Here is a 16314-nt window from a genome sequence, read left to right on the forward strand (position 1 = left end):
GGCCGCGTAGTGCCGTGAATTCGTTGGAGAAATCGCAATTCCGGCTACGTTGTCTGCTGGCGCTTTTCCGGGATTTATGGTTGGGCGATTAATACCGAGTGGATTAATACGGTGTTTAAACTCGCATTTAAATACAGTGCTTACGCGGGACTTACTACATGCCGCGGAAAGGCCTCAGAAATAATGTCCGGCGCATTAATGAAAAACGCGCGCCCTGCTGAGATCAGCATCGGACGCGCGCATTCATTACGCCGCGAAGGCGGGTTCAAGTTCGGCTAGGCGTTTGCAGGCTTTGCCAGATTCCACATCAAGGCACGGAATGGCGCCAGCATGCTGATATTGACGACCAGCTTGATCGCCAGATCGCCCAGCATCCATGTGACCCACGGCGCCCCGGTAGCGGCGAATGCCACGCTGAAGAACACCGCCGTATCCAATATGGCGCCCAGCACGCCCGACGCCAGCGGCGCGCGCCACCAGCGCTGGTCGCGCAGGCGGTCGAACACCTGGATGTCGACGAGCTGCGCACATATATAAGCCAGCCCCGACGCCAACGCGATTCGCGGCGACGCCACCCAGACCGACACCGCCAGTGCGGCGGCAAAGCCAAACCACACCACGCGCCGGGCGGCGGCCGGGCCGAATCGCCGGTTGAGAACATCGGTGACCAGGAAAGCCACCGGATACGACAGCCCGCCCCATGTCAGCCAGTCATTGAGCGGCACCTGGACCAGGATATTGGAACCCACCACGACGGCCAGCATGCACAGCACCGAAATGCCGAACTGCAGGCGCGTCATGGCGGGAAAGCGCACAGCGGACGGTTTCATTTGAGACCCGCCTCGGCCGCGCCGCGCGCCCGTCCGGCGCTCGCCATGCGCGTCATCGGCCCGTCAATGCGCGACGAATGACGTCTCCAAGCCGCAACACCTTGCATGTTCCGTGTCGCGCCGGCGAACAGCCCGCCAGCATACGCGCGCGGGGCGCCACAAACCCGCACACCGGCCGTGTCACGGCCCTGCCCGGCACCGCGCGCTTGCTCGTTTATGTCAATGACATGAACGCCCCGCACGGCGCATACTTTGGCAGCCGCGCGCGAGGCCGTCGCAGGCGGCCGTCTGCCCGCGCCGGTGAACGCAATCGAAAGTTCGTTTTCCATAGGCGGCGATTGTAAACGGTCGGCTCCCTGCGGATAGCGCGGCGAAATGTTCGTTCGCGCCTGAAACGCGCAATTTGACAGGCGCAGGGAGTGATGTGAAAGTCACGGTTTTGTCACAAACAATTCATAAGGTGTCGTGTTTCATGCGGCCGGACAACCCGTTCGCAACACGCCCAACTGGAGAACCCTTTATGCGATCCCATCGTATTGCACTGACCTTTGCCGCCATCATGACGGCTTTCGCCGGCGCTTCCGCGCAAGCAGCCACCGAGATCCAGTTCTGGCATTCGATGGAAGGCGCCCTGGGCGACCGCGTCAACGGCCTGGTCGAGGAATTCAACAAGCAGAACCCCGACTACCAGGTCAAGGCCATCTACAAGGGCAATTACGGTGAATCCATGAACGCCGGCATCGCCGCGTTCCGCGCCGGCAACGCGCCGGACATCCTGCAGGTCTTCGAAGTCGGCACCGCCACCATGATGTACGCCAAGGGCGCCATCAAGCCGGTGCAACAGATGTCCGAAGAAGCCGGCAACCCGATCGATCCCAAGGAATTCATCGGCGCCGTGGCCGGCTACTACTCGTCGGCCGACGGCAAACTGGTGTCGATGCCGTTCAACAGCTCGACCGTCGTCTTCTACTACAACAAGGACGCCTTCAAGAAGGCTGGCCTGGACGCCGACAATCCCCCCAAGACCTGGGAAGAACTGGCCGCCGCCGGCCAGAAGCTGAAGGCCGCTGGCCAGGAATGCGGCTACACCACGTCGTGGCCGTCGTGGACCCAGCTCGAGACCTTCTCGGCCTGGCACAACGTGCCGTACGCCACCAAAGACAACGGTTTCGGCGGCCTGGATGCGCGCATCGCCATCAACACCCCGCTGCACGTGCGTCACCTGGAAAACCTGGCCAAGCTCGGCAAGGAAGGCATCTTCATGTACGGCGGGCGCGGCGACGAGCCGAACTCGCTGTTCATCAGCGGCAAGTGCGCCATGATCACCGGTTCGTCCGGCCTGCGCGCCAACATCGCCAAGAACGCCAAGTTCGAATTCGGCACCTCGACGCTGCCCTACTACGCCGACGTGCAAGGCGCGCCGCAGAACACCATCATCGGCGGCGCCTCGCTGTGGGTCTTTGCCAACAAGAAGCCCGAAACCTACAAGGGCGTGACCGCGTTCTTCAAGTTCCTGGCCAGCCCCGAAATCGCCGCCCGCTGGCACCAGCAGACCGGCTACGTGCCCGTCACCAAGGCCGCCTACGAGCTGACCAAGAAGGAAGGCTTCTACGACAAGAACCCGGGCACCGAAGTTGGCGTCAAGCAATTGAACGTCGAAACCACCGCCCAATCGCGCGGCCTGCGTCTTGGCTTCCTGCCCCAGATCCGCGAAATCGAGGATGCTGAAATCGAACGCATCGTCTCGGGCAAGGTTGCTCCCAAGGACGGCGCCGAGAACATCGTCAAGCGCGGCAACGAGCTGCTGGAAAAGTTCGAGAAGAGTGTAAAGTAACGCCCTTTCGCGCGACTTGACCGCCGCCTTGTCAATCAGCATTTTCCATGTTGCGACAAGGACATACGAGGCTTAAAGCCCTGGTTTTTCAGGGGCTTTAAGCCTATCGTGCTTTTTATGAGTGCCGGTGCTTTCGGGCTCCGGGCGCCACGCGCGACATGCGCGCTGGCGGTTTCAGGCGGCGGTTATTTCAACCGCCGCTTTTCTGTACCTTGGGTTCCCCCTATGGAAAAACGCGTTGTATTCGGGCACAAGACCTTGCCCTATCTGCTGCTCCTGCCGCAGCTGATCATTACCGTGGTGTTCTTCTTCCTGCCCGCCGGACAAGCCATGTGGCAGTCCATGCGCCTTGAAGATCCCTTCGGTCTGTCCTCGCAGTTCGTCGGCCTGGACAACTTCATAGAACTGTTCTCGCAACAGAGCTACCTGGATTCCTTCCGCGTCACCGCCGTTTTCTCGGTGCTGGTGGCCGGCGTTGGCCTTGGCGTGTCGCTGGTGCTGGCTGTGATGGCCGACCGCGTGATCCGCGGCGCCGGGCTCTACAAGACCCTGCTCATCTGGCCGTATGCCGTGGCGCCCGCCGTCGTCGGCGTGCTGTGGCTGTTCCTGTTCTCGCCGTCGGTCGGCATCCTGGCCGTGGCCCTGCGCAAATCGGGCGTGGACTGGAATCCCCGCCTGGACGGCAACCAGGCGATGACCCTGGTGATCATCGCGGCCGTCTGGAAGCAGGTGTCGTACAACTTCCTGTTCTTCCTGGCCGGCCTGCAATCGATCCCGCGCTCGCTCATCGAAGCCGCCGCGATCGACGGCGCCAGCCCCGCGCGCCGCTTCTGGACCATCGTCTTCCCGCTGCTGTCGCCCACCACGTTCTTCCTGCTGGTGGTCAACATCATCTACGCCTTCTTCGACACGTTTGCCGTGATCGACACGACGACGCAAGGCGGCCCGGGCACGGCGACCTCGATCCTGGTCTACAAGGTGTACAGCGACGGCTTCCGCGGTCTGGACCTCGGTTCGTCCGCCGCCCAGTCCGTCGTCCTGATGTTCATTGTGGTTGCCTTGACGGTCGTACAGTTCCGGTACGTCGACCGCAAAGTGCAGTATTGATTTTGTCCGAGGCTGATAACAATGGTTGAACGCCGTCCCTGGCTGGATATTCTGGCCCACGTCATTCTGCTTTGCGGCGTGGCGATGGTGGCATTTCCGCTTTACGTCACTTTCGTCGCGTCCACCCAGACCGCGCAGGAAGTTGCTCAGGCGCCGATGTCCCTGATTCCCGGTCCGCATTTCGTGGACAACTACATGCAGGCGCTTTTTGGCGGTTCGTCAGGCGGCTCGTCGGGCGCGCCCGTCGGCCGCATGATGTACGTGAGCCTGATCATGGCGCTGGCAATCTCGATCGGCAAGATCGCGATCTCGCTGCTGTCGGCTTTTGCGGTCGTGTACTTCCGCTTTCCGGGCCGCATGTTCTTTTTCTGGATGATCTTCGTCACGCTCATGCTGCCGGTCGAAGTCCGCATCGCGCCCACCTACAAGGTCGTGGCCGATCTGGGCCTGCTCAACAGCTACGCGGGCCTGACCCTGCCGCTGATCGCGTCCGCCACGGCCACGTTCCTGTTCCGCCAGTTCTTCCTGACGGTGCCGGACGAGCTGATCGAGGCTGCGCGTATCGACGGCGCCGGTCCCGTGCGCTTCTTCTTTGACGTGCTGCTGCCCTTGTCCAAGACCAGCATCGCCGCGCTGTTCGTGATTCAGTTCATCTACGGCTGGAACCAATATCTGTGGCCCCTGCTGGTCACCACGCAGGAAGACATGTACCCCGTCGTCATCGGCATCAAGCGGATGATCAGCGGCGGCGACAGCGTGACCGAATGGAACATCACCATGGCCACCGCCATGCTCGCGATGATCCCGCCGGCGCTGGTCGTCATCCTGATGCAGAAATGGTTCGTCAAGGGTCTGGTCGACACTGAGAAGTGATCGCGCCCATCCCTCGCCTACCGAAAACGACTTCGAACACGAATATCTCATGGCTACTCTCAGCTTCCGCAACGTCAAGAAAACCTATGCCGGCAACGTGCCGGTCATCCATGGCATCGACATGGACGTCAAGGACGGTGAATTCATCGTCATCGTCGGCCCGTCGGGCTGCGGCAAATCCACGCTGATGCGCATGGTCGCCGGCCTGGAAACCGTGACCAGCGGCGACATCGTCATCGACGACAAGGTCGTCAACAACCTGGAACCCGCCGAGCGAGACATCGCCATGGTGTTCCAGAACTACGCGCTCTACCCGCACATGACCGTGTTCGAGAACATGGCCTATGGCTTGAAGATCCGCAAATTCTCCAAGGACGAGATCAAGAAGCGCGTCGACATCGCCGCGCACATCCTGGAACTGGGTCACCTGCTGGACCGCCGTCCGCGCGCGCTTTCGGGCGGCCAGCGCCAGCGCGTCGCGATGGGCCGCGCCATCGTGCGTGAACCCAAGGTGTTCCTGTTCGACGAGCCGCTGTCCAACCTGGACGCCAAGCTGCGCGTGGCGATGCGTCTGGAAATCATGAAGCTGCATCGCCGCCTGGGCACGACCAGCCTGTACGTGACGCACGATCAGGTCGAGGCCATGACGCTGGCGCACCGCATGATCGTCATGTATCAGGGCGTTCCCGAGCAGATCGGCACCCCGATGGAAGTGTTTGAAAAGCCCGCCTCGACATTCGTCGCCGGCTTCATCGGCTCGCCCCCGATGAACCTGATGGAAGTCCAGGTCGCTGGCGACGGCACGGTGCAGACCGCCGACGGCAACCAGCTCGAGATCTCGCCGCTGCAGGTTCCCTCGCAGGTCCGCGGCCGCAAGATCATCATGGGCATGCGCCCCGAGCACATGCTGCTGAACACCCAGGGCATTCCCGCCGAAGTCGAAATGGTCGAGACGTTGGGTTCCGAGCAACTCGTGCACGCCCGCTGCGGCAAGAGCACGCTGGTCGTGCGCTGCACGACGCGCCAGCTTTCCGAGTCGTCCGCCAAGGTCGGCATGCAGGTCAACGTGGGCCCGGACGGCCGCCATCCCCTGCACTGGTTCGAGGCCGACACCGGCCGCCGCGTCCAGGGCCTGTAAGTCGGCGGGGCGTCAGCCCCCTGCCCCGCGCCCCGCAAAAACAAACCGGGCCGCAAGCTGATCGCTTGCGGCCCGGTTCTCTTTTGCAGCGCCTGATGCGTGTGGCCGGATGCGCTGCATCCGACACGCGCCGCCGTTCGTTCGCGTGAAGCGGGCCGGAATCGGCCCGCCGCCCGGTGATTTACTTGTAAACGGTCTTGGAACCATCCTTGTGCCAGGTGAACACGTCGAACTGGAAGTTCGTCAGGTCACCCTGCTTGTTCCACGACACCTTGCCGATCGGCGTGTCGAAGGAATTGGCGTGCAAGTACTTGGCCACCTTGGTGGGATCGTCCGAGCCCGCGCCCTTGATGCCGTCTGCGATGACTTGCGTAGCCGCGTAAGCGGTCATCTGGAACGCGCCGCTGGGATTGCGCTTCTTGGCTTCGAACGCCTTGACGATGTCGGCGTTGGCGGCGTTCTGCGTGAAGTCGGCCGGCAGCGTCAGCAGCATGCCTTCGACGGCGTCGCCCGCGATGGCGTTGATGTCCGGGTTGCCCGTGCCTTCCGGACCCATCCACTTGGCCTTCACGCCCTGCTCGGCCGCCTGGCGCAGCAGCAGGCCCATTTCGGGGTGGTAGCCGCCGTAGTAGACGAAATCCACGCCCTGGCTCTTGAGCTTGGTGATGACCGCCGAGTAGTCGCTGTCACCCGCGTTGATGCCTTCGAACACGGCAACGGCCACGCCGCCCTTTTCCAGGTCGTTCTTGACCGCGGTGGCGATGCCCTGGCCGTACGACTGCTTGTCGTGCAGCACGGCGACCTTCTTGGGCTTGATCTTGTCGAGGATGAACTTGGCGGCGGCGGGACCTTGCTGGTCGTCACGGCCAATGGTGCGGAAGATGAACTCGTAGTTCTTGCCGTCGGTCAGTGCCGGCGACGTGGCCGACGGGGTCACCATGACCACGCCTTCGTTGTTGTAGATGTCGGCGGCGGCAATGGTGGCGCCCGAGCACACGTGGCCCACGACGAAACCGATCTTGCTGTTGACGACGCGGTTGGCGGCGTTGGGACCCTGCTTGGGTTCGCAGCCGTCGTCGATGACCACGGTTTCCAGCTTTTTGCCATTGATGCCGCCGGCGGCGTTGATGCGCTCGACCGCGGTATCGACCCCTTCACGGACCATATCGCCATACTGCGTGACCGCGCCGGTGGTGGGGCCGACGACGCCGATCTTGATGGTCTGCGCGTGCGCGGCCGCGCCAAACGTCAAACCAGCGGCGACGCCCAGCGCTGCGATGACCGGGGTCAGACGGAAAACTGGCTTCATGAGTGGACTCCTCGAATGACTTTTAATCGTTGATCCATCAACGGGCTGACGGCCGGAAACGTAGATGTCATGCCCGTTGGCGGTGCATTTGCCCGGCAAGCATACACTGAAATTTCGCGGCTTTTGGGCCGGGTTGGCGCAGGGTTTTCCGGGGTTTTTTTATTGCACCGCGGCATGATTCGCACCGCCGGCCTTATTCCGAACGCCGTATATGCAAAAGACCATTAATTCGTTTGAGTTACTAAACGGCGGCGGCATCATGTGCCGCATGAGACTCCAACCGATAATCGTCCCGGGCTGGAAAAACTCCGGCCCCGACCACTGGCAGTCCCGGTGGCAGGCCCTGTTGCCCAACGCCCGGCGCATCGAGCAGCACGACTGGGAAAATCCCCGCGCGGCCGATTGGATATCCCGTCTGACCGCCGAGGTCGACGAAGCCCGCAGCCCGGTCCTGCTCGTCGCGCACAGCCTCGGCTGCCTGATCAGCGCCGCCCTGCCCGTGCCCTTGCGCGCCAAGGTCGCCGGCGCGCTGCTGGTCGCGCCCGCCGACGTCGAACGCGCCGACCTGCCCGAATGCCTGCGCGCCTTCGCGCCCATTTCGCGCCAGCCGCTGCCTTTCCAAAGCGTGGTGGTTGCCAGCGACAACGATCCCTATTGCACGCTGGAACGCGCGCGCGTCTTCGCGGCGGACTGGGGAAGCCGTGTCGTCGTCCTGCCCGGCGCCGGTCATATCAATGCGGAAAGCGGCCTGGACGACTGGCCGCAGGGGCTGAAACTGCTGGGCGCGCTGCGCCGCAGAGCGTCGTGGCGAATTCCGCCGCCGGCCAAACGCATTCCGCCGATTCCGGTGTACGACTTGTAGATTGATTGCGACGGGCGGCGCGCCACCTTCGCACGCCTCCTGGACGTAGCGGCACGGTGTTCACCGGCCCCAATTTCGGCGCGCACAGCGGTCAGGTAATAGGTCGTCACATAATGCGACTTGGCGCTTCACACATTAACGAACCAATTCGCGCCCGCACTGCTTGCTCAATCGCCATTCCCGCCCCGCTGTGAATCGTTTTGATCGATTTAGAGCAAATTTCGTTACAGTCCGATTGGTAAGCTGTCGCGCCTTGATAACTCGTACGCAAGAGGCGCCGTTTCGAGTTAATGCTGTGCAGGGTAAATCGCACGTATCGACACTGGTTCGGACAAATCCGACACATATAGTAAAATGGCCGCCTTATCTAAATGTTACGGCGGCTGCGACGCCCCCAACCCGCTTACATTTTGATTGAAGCGCGGAAGGCAGGGTCGCGATACCGGCAAGGCCGCCACAAAAAAACGAAAATGCAGAGCAATCTCATTACGCTTGGACGCCATCTGCGCCGAGCGCGCGCAAGCATCGTCACCCTGCCTCCCCACGCTGGCCGGAGTTGTCCGCTCATCCTGGGATCCACTGCCCGCGCCTGAACGCTGGCCCGGGCCATCCCATTCCCCCTGATCGTGTACGGCGGACACGCCGGTCATAAGTCTGATTCAGCATGCTGAATCAGACTTCACACCCATCGCATTCAGCTCAACACCCGCCGCCTTCCGGTCGGCCCAGAAGGACTCCGCATGCGTAAGCGCGTTGCCATTATCGGACTTTCGTTCCGATTCCCCAGCACCACCAATGACAGTTATTGGCCTGCTCTGCTGGAAGGCCGCGACCTGGTTACCCGAGTCGACGAGGATCGTTGGTCTGCGGACGCCTATCTGCATCCCGCAAAGGACCACCCCGGCACCGCCTACACTTTCGCCGCCGGCTCCATCGGAGACGTCTCGGGGTTCGATGCCGGATTCTTCGGCATTTCTCCGCGCGAGGCAGCGCTCATGGATCCGCAGCAGCGCCTGCTGCTGGAAATGAGTTGGGAAGCGGTGGAGCACGCCGGCGTTCCCGCATCGACACTGCGCGGTTCCGACTGTGGCGTCTACATCGGGATTGCCAGCTCGGATTACGCCTATCGCATTGCCGAAGATCTGGGCGCCGTCGACGCGTCGATGGCCACCGGCAACACCGCCAGCATCGCCGCCAATCGCCTGTCGTACTTCCTGGACCTGCGAGGCCCCAGCATTGCGATGGACACCGCATGTTCGTCGTCGCTGGTCGCCTTTCATCAGGCGTGCCGTGCCATTCAATCGGGCGAATGCAGCCAGGCGCTGGCCGGTGGCGTCAGCCTGCACCTGCATCCCTACGGATTCATTACGTTCTCCAAGGCGTCCATGCTGTCACCGCGCGGCCGCTGCAACGTCTTCGACGCCTCGGGCGACGGCTACGTCCGTTCGGAAGGCGGCGGCATGTTTCTGCTCAAGGACTACGACCAGGCCATCGCCGACGGCGACAACATCCTGGCGGTAGTCGCGGGAACGGCCGTCAATACCGATGGCCGCAAATCTGGCCTGACCGTTCCCAGCGCCGACGCGCAAGCGGCCCTGATGCGGCAGGCCTATGAGCAGGCTGGCATCTCGCCCGCCGAGATCGACTACCTGGAAGCGCACGGCACCGGCACCGCAGTCGGTGACCCGATCGAGACCCGCGCCATCGGGTTGGCCCTGGCCCAGCAACGGAGCAAAGAAGCACCGTTGCCAATCGGCTCCGTGAAAAGCAATCTCGGCCACCTGGAGGCCGCCTCCGGCGTCGCCGGGCTGGTCAAGGCGCTGTACGTGCTGCGCCACCGCGAGGTGCCCGCCACCATCGGCATCAAGACGCTCAATCCCAGGATCGAGTTCCAGGATTGGAATTTGGACGTCGTCACCCAGAACCGCAAGCTGCGGCCTGCCGGCAAACTGATCGTCGGCGTGAACTCGTTCGGCTTCGGCGGCGCCAACGCCCACGTGATCCTGGAAAGCGCCCCGCCGCGCGGCGCGGCCACCGAAGGGAAGATGGCCAAGACGGCCCCGATCCCGGTCGTGGTGTCGGGCAAATCCGTCCCCGCGTTGCGGGCCGCGGCCGCCGACATGGCCGAGGCCCTGCGCGGCCAGCCAGCCAAGTTCCTCTACAACGCGGCTTACCACGCCGCCATGCGCCGCGATTGGCACAACGAGCGCGCCGTGGTGTTCGGCACGCAGTGCAACGCCGTGGCTGACGTGCTCCAGCAGTTCGCGGAAAGCGGAGAGGCTAACGCCCACGTCGTTGCTGGCAGCGTTGTACCGGAGGCCAGCGGCCCGGTGCTGGTGTATTCGGGCAACGGTTCGCAATGGACCAATATGGGGCGTCGGCTGCTGGCCGATCCCGTGTTCGCCACCGCCGTCGACGAAGTGGACGCGCTCTTCTCCGCATACGCCGATTTCTCGCTGCGCAAGGAACTGGCCGGCGAGAACGGATCCAACCGCTACGAACGCACCGAAGTCGCCCAACCCGCCTTGTTCGCGCTTCAGGTGGGCATCACCCGCATGCTGGCGCAGCGCGGCGTCGTGCCGTGCGCCGTCATCGGCCATAGCGTCGGCGAAGTCGCTGCCGCGTGGGCGTGTGGCGCGCTGACCCTGGCCGACGCCGTCCACGTCATCTTCCAGCGCAGCCGCCTGCAAGGTCAGACCCGGGGACTCGGCCGCATGACGGCTGTGGGGATCAGCGGCGAGGAAGCCCTGGCGCTGATCGCCCAGCACAACCTGGGCGCAAGCGTCTGCGTCGCCGGCTTCAACAGCAGCCGTGGCGCCACCTTGGCCGGTTCGCCGGATGCGCTTGGCGTACTGGAAGCCGCGCTGGCCGCGCAATCCCTGTTCCATCGTCGCCTGGATCTGGACTACGCCTTTCACAGCCCGGCCATGGACAGCATCGAGGCCGGCATCCGCGAATCGCTGGCAGACATTCAACCGCGCGCGGGCGAAGTGCCCTTCTATTCCACCGTTACCGGCACGCTGCTGGACGGCGCGGAACTCAACGCTGGCTACTGGTGGCGCAACGTGCGCGAGGCCGTGCGCTTCGAGCAAGCCGCGAATGTCCTGGCCGCCGAAGGCCGCAACGTCTACGTCGAAGTCGGCCCGCACCCGGTGCTGCGGTCCTACTTGAACGACACGCTCAAGACTGCCGACATGCAGGGCCGTGTCCTCAGCACCGCCACGCGCGGCGGCGACGATCCGGAAAAGATCTGGAACGCTGCCGGCCAAGTCATTGTCAGCGGCGGCCAACTGGACCTGCAGTCGCTCTTCCCGTGGGTTGGCCCGTTCGTCGACCTGCCGACCTATCCCTGGCAACGCGAGCGCCACTGGCACCCGGTCACCTCGGAATCCCTGGGCCAGCTCACACGACGCCTGGCGCACCCGCTGCTGGGTTACACCATGCCGCAGCATGAGCACAGCTGGGAAAACCAGCTCGACACGCAATCCCATCCCGCGCTGGCTGACCACGTCGTCGGCGACGCGGTCGTTTTCCCTGGCACCGGTTTTGCGGAGATCGCCCTTGCCGCCGCGCTGCGGTGGCAAGCCGGCAGCGCAGACTGCGCCGAACTCGAAGATCTGGAAATCCACGCCCCACTGCTGCTCAACGCCGCGCCCAGCAAATTGCTGCGGCTGCATCTCGACGACAGCGACGGCCGTTTCCGCATCAACGCGAAGGACACCGGCAGCACGGAACCGTGGGTCAGGCACGCCAGTGGCCGCCTGCTGCGCGAACCGCGCCTGACGCGCCTGACGCAGGCTGAACTGACGCTACCCGATCGCGCACCCGACTTTACGGGCGACAGCCACACTGCGCTGACTTGCGCCGTGGGGCTGGATTACGGCCCGGCTTTCCGCGCCGTCAGCCACGGCTGGATCGAATCCGCGACCAGCGCGCTCGCCGTGCTTGAACCCGACGCCTCTCTCGCCACGGAACTGCGCGCGACGCACCTGCATCCGGCGCTGCTCGACTGCACCTTCCAGCTCATCATCCAGCTGCTTCGGAACGACCCCGCGATGGGCCTGGGCATCGCCTACGTGCCGTCGAAGATCGGCCGTCTGAGCCTGCGCGCCAACGCCGGCCAGCCCGCCGCCGCACGCGTGCGGCTGGAACGCCGCGCCCCGCATTCGCTCACCGCGAGTTTCGAGATCTACAACGCGGAAGGCATGCAGATCGCCGCCGTCGAACAGGCGCGCTTTCGCAGCATCCGCCTGCGCAAGGCGGCAGCCGACCACCTCAGCTTCCTTGACACGGTCGCCATCCCGCGCCCACACGCCCCGTTCGGCGCCAATCCGGTCAGCCATGAAGGCCTTCGCGCCGCGCTCGCAGGCGCCGTTGCCGAATGCAAGGCTGGCGGGGCGCATGCGCGCTACGCGGACGAAGTCGACCCGCTGCTGGAAAGTCTGTGCGACAGCTTCGCAGTGGACGCGCTGCGCGTCATCGCTCCCGACGGCAAGCATGTGCCGCAGGCGCTGATCACCGAACTGGGCCGTCACGCGCCGGAATCCGCGCCGCTGCTGCAGAACGTCATCGGCCGGCTGACGTCGGCTGGTCACATCGACGTGCGGGCCTCGGGCATCGACTTGCCTGCCGATGACGGCGAAGGCGCCGCTTCAGACATCTGGAACACGCTGCTGCGCGAATATCCTGACTACGCGCAAATCGTCCACGCGGTCGGACGCGTCGGCTTGCACCTGCCTGCCCTGCTGCGTGGCGAAGCGGCCGTCGATCAGATCTGCCCACGCGCCACCACCCCTGCCACCATCCTGCGCAGCCTGCTGGGAGCCGCCAGCGGTCAACGCCTGGGACTCGCGCTGCGCGCCGTGCTCGAACAGGCGCTGGCGGCACGCCTGCCTGGCCAGCGCCTTGCCGTCATGGAGGTCGGCCAGTCCGCGCCGCTGTTCAACTTCAGCTGCTGCGACGCGCTCGACTTCAATGTGGCCGATTACTGCTTTGCTTCGACCGATGCCGACATGCTGGACCACGTCGGCCACCAGCAATCCGAGCGCTATCCCAACGCCCGCATCGAGCGCATCGCCAAGGACGGCGATGCCGCCGTTGCGCGTTGCGACCTGGTTATCTTCCACTGCCACTTCGACACGCTTGAAGCCGCCCGCGCTGCACTCAAGCACGCCCGCGCCAGCCTGCGGGCGGGCGGCGAGCTGGTGTTCTGCGGCGCCCATCCTGCCACGTGGGCGGACTTCGTTTTCGGCGGCCACCCCCAGTGGTGGCAGGCCAGCGAACAAGGCGAACAGCTTTCCACGCAGCAACCCGCCCGCTTCTGGCAAGAAGAGCTGCTGGCGCTCGGCCTGCAATGCGATGCGCCGCTGGGCTTCACGGATTCGCTCGCGACCGGCGCCTACCTGCTGACCGCCCGCCTCGACGTCGCCCTGGCCGCCGCCCCGGCACAACCTGCGGCCACCACGCCTGCGCGCTGGCTAATTCTGGCCGACCGGAATCCCGAGCATGGCGCTTTCCTGGCGCAGTCCCTGGAAGCCAGCCTCAGTGCAGCCGGCCATCAGGTCCGCCTTGTGACCGACGCTGCGCCTGATGCCCTCGACGCCCTGCTTGCCGGCGACGCGTCGGCACCGGTGGCACACATCGTGCACCTGGCCGGCCTCGCCTGGGCGGATGCGCACGAAACGCCAGACGAGCTGCTTGCCAAGCAGACGCGCCGCTGCGCGATGGCGGCCGCCACCATCCAGGCGTGCGAGCGCACGCAGGTGCCTGCCACCGTCTGGCTCATCACGGCGGATGCCGCGCAGTACCTGCGCGAGGCGCCGCAAGCCGCTGGCATGCACGCGCTGAACGACGCCTCGCTGTGGGGCTACGGTCGCACGCTGGCCAATGAGGCGTCGAACTACCGCATCCGCATGGTCGACGTGCCGCTGGCCCAGGCCGGCCAGATGGCCGACGCCCTAACGCGAGAATTGACGTCCGTGGATGATGAGGACGAAATCCTCCTCGCGCCGGATGGCGAACGCTACGTGCCGCGCCTGCGACTCGCCGCGCGTCCGGCTCCGCAAACGGCACAAGACGCCGACGCGCAAGCCGTGCGCCTGGGTTTCGAGTTTCCGGGTCAGCTGCGCAACCTGCGCTGGGAATCGTGCCCCGCGCCGGCCCCGACCGGCGACGAGCTCGAAGTACGCATCGAAGCCACCGGCCTGAACTTCCGCGACGTCATGTACGCGCTGGGTCTGCTGTCCGACGAAGCGATCGAGAACGGCTTTGCCGGCCCTACCCTGGGCCTCGAATTCTCCGGTACGGTCACCCGCGTCGGACCCGATGCCTCGGGCTACAGCGTCGGCGACGCTGTGGTGGGCTTCGGACCCGCCAGCTTTGGCGACCGCGTGCTGACCCGTCCCAGCGCCATCTCGCACATTCCCGACGGCTTCTCGTTCGAGGCCGCCGCCACCATTCCCAGCACCTTCTTCACGGTTTACTACGCGCTGCAGCACCTGGCGCGCCTCGAAGAAGGCGAGAAGATCCTGATTCACGGCGCCGCGGGCGGGGTCGGCATCGCGGCCATCCAGTTCGCCCAATGCCTGGGCGCCGAGATCTACGCCACCGCCGGCTCCGACGAGAAACGCGACCTCCTGCGCTTGCTGGGCGTGCGTCACATCTACGACTCGCGCTCCCTGTCCTACGCCGACGAGATCCTGGCCGACACCGGCGGACGCGGCGTGGATGTCGTTTTGAACTCCCTGGCCGGCGAAGCCATCAACCGCAACCTGCGCGTGCTCAAGCCGTTTGGCCGCTTCCTTGAACTGGGCAAACGCGATTTCTACGAGAACACGCGCATCGGGCTGCGTCCGTTCCGCAACAACATCAGCTACTTCGGCATCGACGCCGACCAACTGATGAACGAGCGGCCCGACCTCACGCAGCGGCTGTTCGGCGAGATGATGGCCCTGTTCCGCCAGGGTGCACTGCACCCGCTGCCCTACACCGTCTTTGACGCCAACGACATCGTCGACGCCTTCCGCTACATGCAGCAGGCGCGACAGATCGGCAAGATCGTCGTCACCTACCGCAACGGCATCAGCGGCGTGCATCATCCTGTTGCGCCGGCCACCGACGGCTTGGCACTGCCGGCCGACGCCACGTATCTCGTCACGGGCGGACTGGGCGGATTCGGCTTGCGAACCGCGCAGTGGCTGGCCGAGCGCGGCGCACGCAACCTCGTCCTGATCAGCCGCAGCGGCCCCGCCAGCGAAACCGCCCAGGCGGCCATCGCGGCATTCGAAGCCCAGGGCGTACGCGTCCACGCCGCCGCCTGCGACGTCACCGACCGGGCCGCGCTGGCCAGCCTGCTGCAGGAAACTGCAGCCACGCTTCCGCCGCTCAAGGGCGTGGTCCACGCCGCAGTGGTCATCGACGACGGCCTCGCCCGCAGCGCCACGCCCGAACAGATCCAGCGCACGCTGGCCGCCAAAGTGCTGGGCGCCCAGCACCTGCACGACCTCACGCGTGCTCTGCCCCTGGACCTGTTCATCTTCTACTCGTCGGCCACCACCCTGTTCGGCAACCCGGGGCAGAGCAACTACGTTGCCGCCAACGCCTGGCTCGAACGTCTGGCCGCGCAGCGCCGCGCCGAAGGCCTGCCCGCCACCTGCGTGCGCTGGGGCGCCATCGACGATGTCGGCTTCCTGGCCCGCAACGAGAAAATCAAGGACGCCCTCCAGAGCCGGATGGGCGGCGGCGCCCTCGCGTCCCACGTCGCGCTGGACGCGCTGGAGGCCATGCTGGTGTCCGACGCATCCGGACTGGGCGTGCTGGAACTGGACTGGCGCGCATTGAGCCGCTTCCTTCCTTCGGCCGGTCTGCCCAAGTTCTCGGACATCGCCCGCCGCAGCGCCGATGCGGGCGAGGACGATGGCAGCGCGGACGACATCGCGCAACTGCTTGCGACGCTCGACGACGAGGCCCTGCACGAACGCTTCACCGAAATGCTCAAGGCAGAGATCGGGGAAATCCTCCGCGTCGCGCCCGACAAGATCGAAGCCACCCGGTCGGTCTATGACCTGGGCCTCGATTCGCTGATGGGCGTGGAACTGGTGGTCGCGCTGGAGAACCGCTTCGGCATCCGCCTGCCCGTCATGGCGCTGAGCGAAAGCCCCACCCCGGCCAAACTCGCCGAGAAGCTCGTGCTCCTTTTGCGCGACGAACACGACGCCGACGCCGCAGACGCCGTCACCGTCAGCGTGCAACAGGTGGTCGCGAGCCACGCCGCGGAGGTCACTTCCAGCTCGGTCACGGAGTTCGTCGATGAGATCAAACTTAGCGGAAGCCTTTCCAAGCAACGCATGATCCAGTAGGACT

Annotated in this window: 8 protein-coding genes; 6 read left to right on the forward strand and 2 right to left on the reverse strand. The window is 64.8% G+C overall.

What is annotated here, in order from left to right:
* Positions 1-275: 275 nt before the first annotated feature.
* Positions 276-830, reverse strand: coding sequence for a queuosine precursor transporter (locus AC6CIE_RS06620; protein WP_175121628.1), 555 nt, complete (start codon positions 828-830; stop codon positions 276-278).
* A 520-nt stretch (positions 831-1350) separates the two neighbouring features.
* On the opposite strand from AC6CIE_RS06620, the gene ugpB reads away from it, so the two are divergent.
* From ugpB to AC6CIE_RS06640, 4 genes are all read left to right on the forward strand, one after another.
* Entirely contained in the window at positions 1351-2664 is a 1314-nt protein-coding gene (ugpB, locus tag AC6CIE_RS06625) for a sn-glycerol-3-phosphate ABC transporter substrate-binding protein UgpB (protein WP_175121629.1), read from the forward strand.
* A gap of 225 nt (positions 2665-2889) precedes the next feature.
* The gene (ugpA, locus tag AC6CIE_RS06630) at positions 2890-3771 is read left to right on the forward strand and encodes a sn-glycerol-3-phosphate ABC transporter permease UgpA (protein WP_498091726.1); all 882 of its coding nucleotides are present in this window, start codon (positions 2890-2892) and stop codon (positions 3769-3771) included.
* A 21-nt stretch (positions 3772-3792) separates the two neighbouring features.
* Positions 3793-4644: a sn-glycerol-3-phosphate ABC transporter permease UgpE gene (ugpE, locus tag AC6CIE_RS06635; protein WP_175121631.1), complete on the forward strand. Its 852-nt coding sequence runs from the start codon at positions 3793-3795 to the stop codon at positions 4642-4644.
* Between the two features lie 49 nt (positions 4645-4693).
* Complete coding sequence (locus AC6CIE_RS06640; RefSeq protein ID WP_498091728.1) at positions 4694-5782, forward strand: sn-glycerol-3-phosphate import ATP-binding protein UgpC; 1089 nt, start codon at positions 4694-4696, stop codon at positions 5780-5782.
* A gap of 181 nt (positions 5783-5963) precedes the next feature.
* Here the strand turns inward: AC6CIE_RS06640 and AC6CIE_RS06645 are convergent, their stop codons facing one another.
* Positions 5964-7091, reverse strand: a complete 1128-nt coding sequence (locus tag AC6CIE_RS06645) for a branched-chain amino acid ABC transporter substrate-binding protein (RefSeq protein ID WP_175136576.1) — start codon at positions 7089-7091, stop codon at positions 5964-5966.
* 268 nt (positions 7092-7359) lie between these two features.
* On the opposite strand from AC6CIE_RS06645, the gene AC6CIE_RS06650 reads away from it, so the two are divergent.
* Both AC6CIE_RS06650 and AC6CIE_RS06655 read left to right on the forward strand, forming a co-directional pair.
* On the forward strand, positions 7360-7953 hold the full coding sequence (locus AC6CIE_RS06650; RefSeq protein WP_498091729.1) for an RBBP9/YdeN family alpha/beta hydrolase: 594 nt from the start codon (positions 7360-7362) through the stop codon (positions 7951-7953).
* A gap of 740 nt (positions 7954-8693) precedes the next feature.
* Complete coding sequence (locus AC6CIE_RS06655) at positions 8694-16310, forward strand: SDR family NAD(P)-dependent oxidoreductase (RefSeq protein ID WP_498091730.1); 7617 nt, start codon at positions 8694-8696, stop codon at positions 16308-16310.
* The last annotated feature ends 4 nt before the right edge of the window (positions 16311-16314 follow it).

Source organism: Achromobacter sp. GQ309, from assembly GCF_059759315.1.

Coding starts and splice junctions, on each gene's coding strand:
- ugpB (WP_175121629.1), top strand. CDS start 1,351: ATGCGATCCCATCGTATTGCACTGACCTTTGCCGCCATCATGACGGCT.
- ugpA (WP_498091726.1), top strand. CDS start 2,890: ATGGAAAAACGCGTTGTATTCGGGCACAAGACCTTGCCCTATCTGCTG.
- ugpE (WP_175121631.1), top strand. CDS start 3,793: ATGGTTGAACGCCGTCCCTGGCTGGATATTCTGGCCCACGTCATTCTG.
- AC6CIE_RS06640 (WP_498091728.1), top strand. CDS start 4,694: ATGGCTACTCTCAGCTTCCGCAACGTCAAGAAAACCTATGCCGGCAAC.
- AC6CIE_RS06655 (WP_498091730.1), top strand. CDS start 8,694: ATGCGTAAGCGCGTTGCCATTATCGGACTTTCGTTCCGATTCCCCAGC.
- AC6CIE_RS06650 (WP_498091729.1), top strand. CDS start 7,360: ATGAGACTCCAACCGATAATCGTCCCGGGCTGGAAAAACTCCGGCCCC.
- AC6CIE_RS06620 (WP_175121628.1), bottom strand. CDS start 830: ATGAAACCGTCCGCTGTGCGCTTTCCCGCCATGACGCGCCTGCAGTTC.
- AC6CIE_RS06645 (WP_175136576.1), bottom strand. CDS start 7,091: ATGAAGCCAGTTTTCCGTCTGACCCCGGTCATCGCAGCGCTGGGCGTC.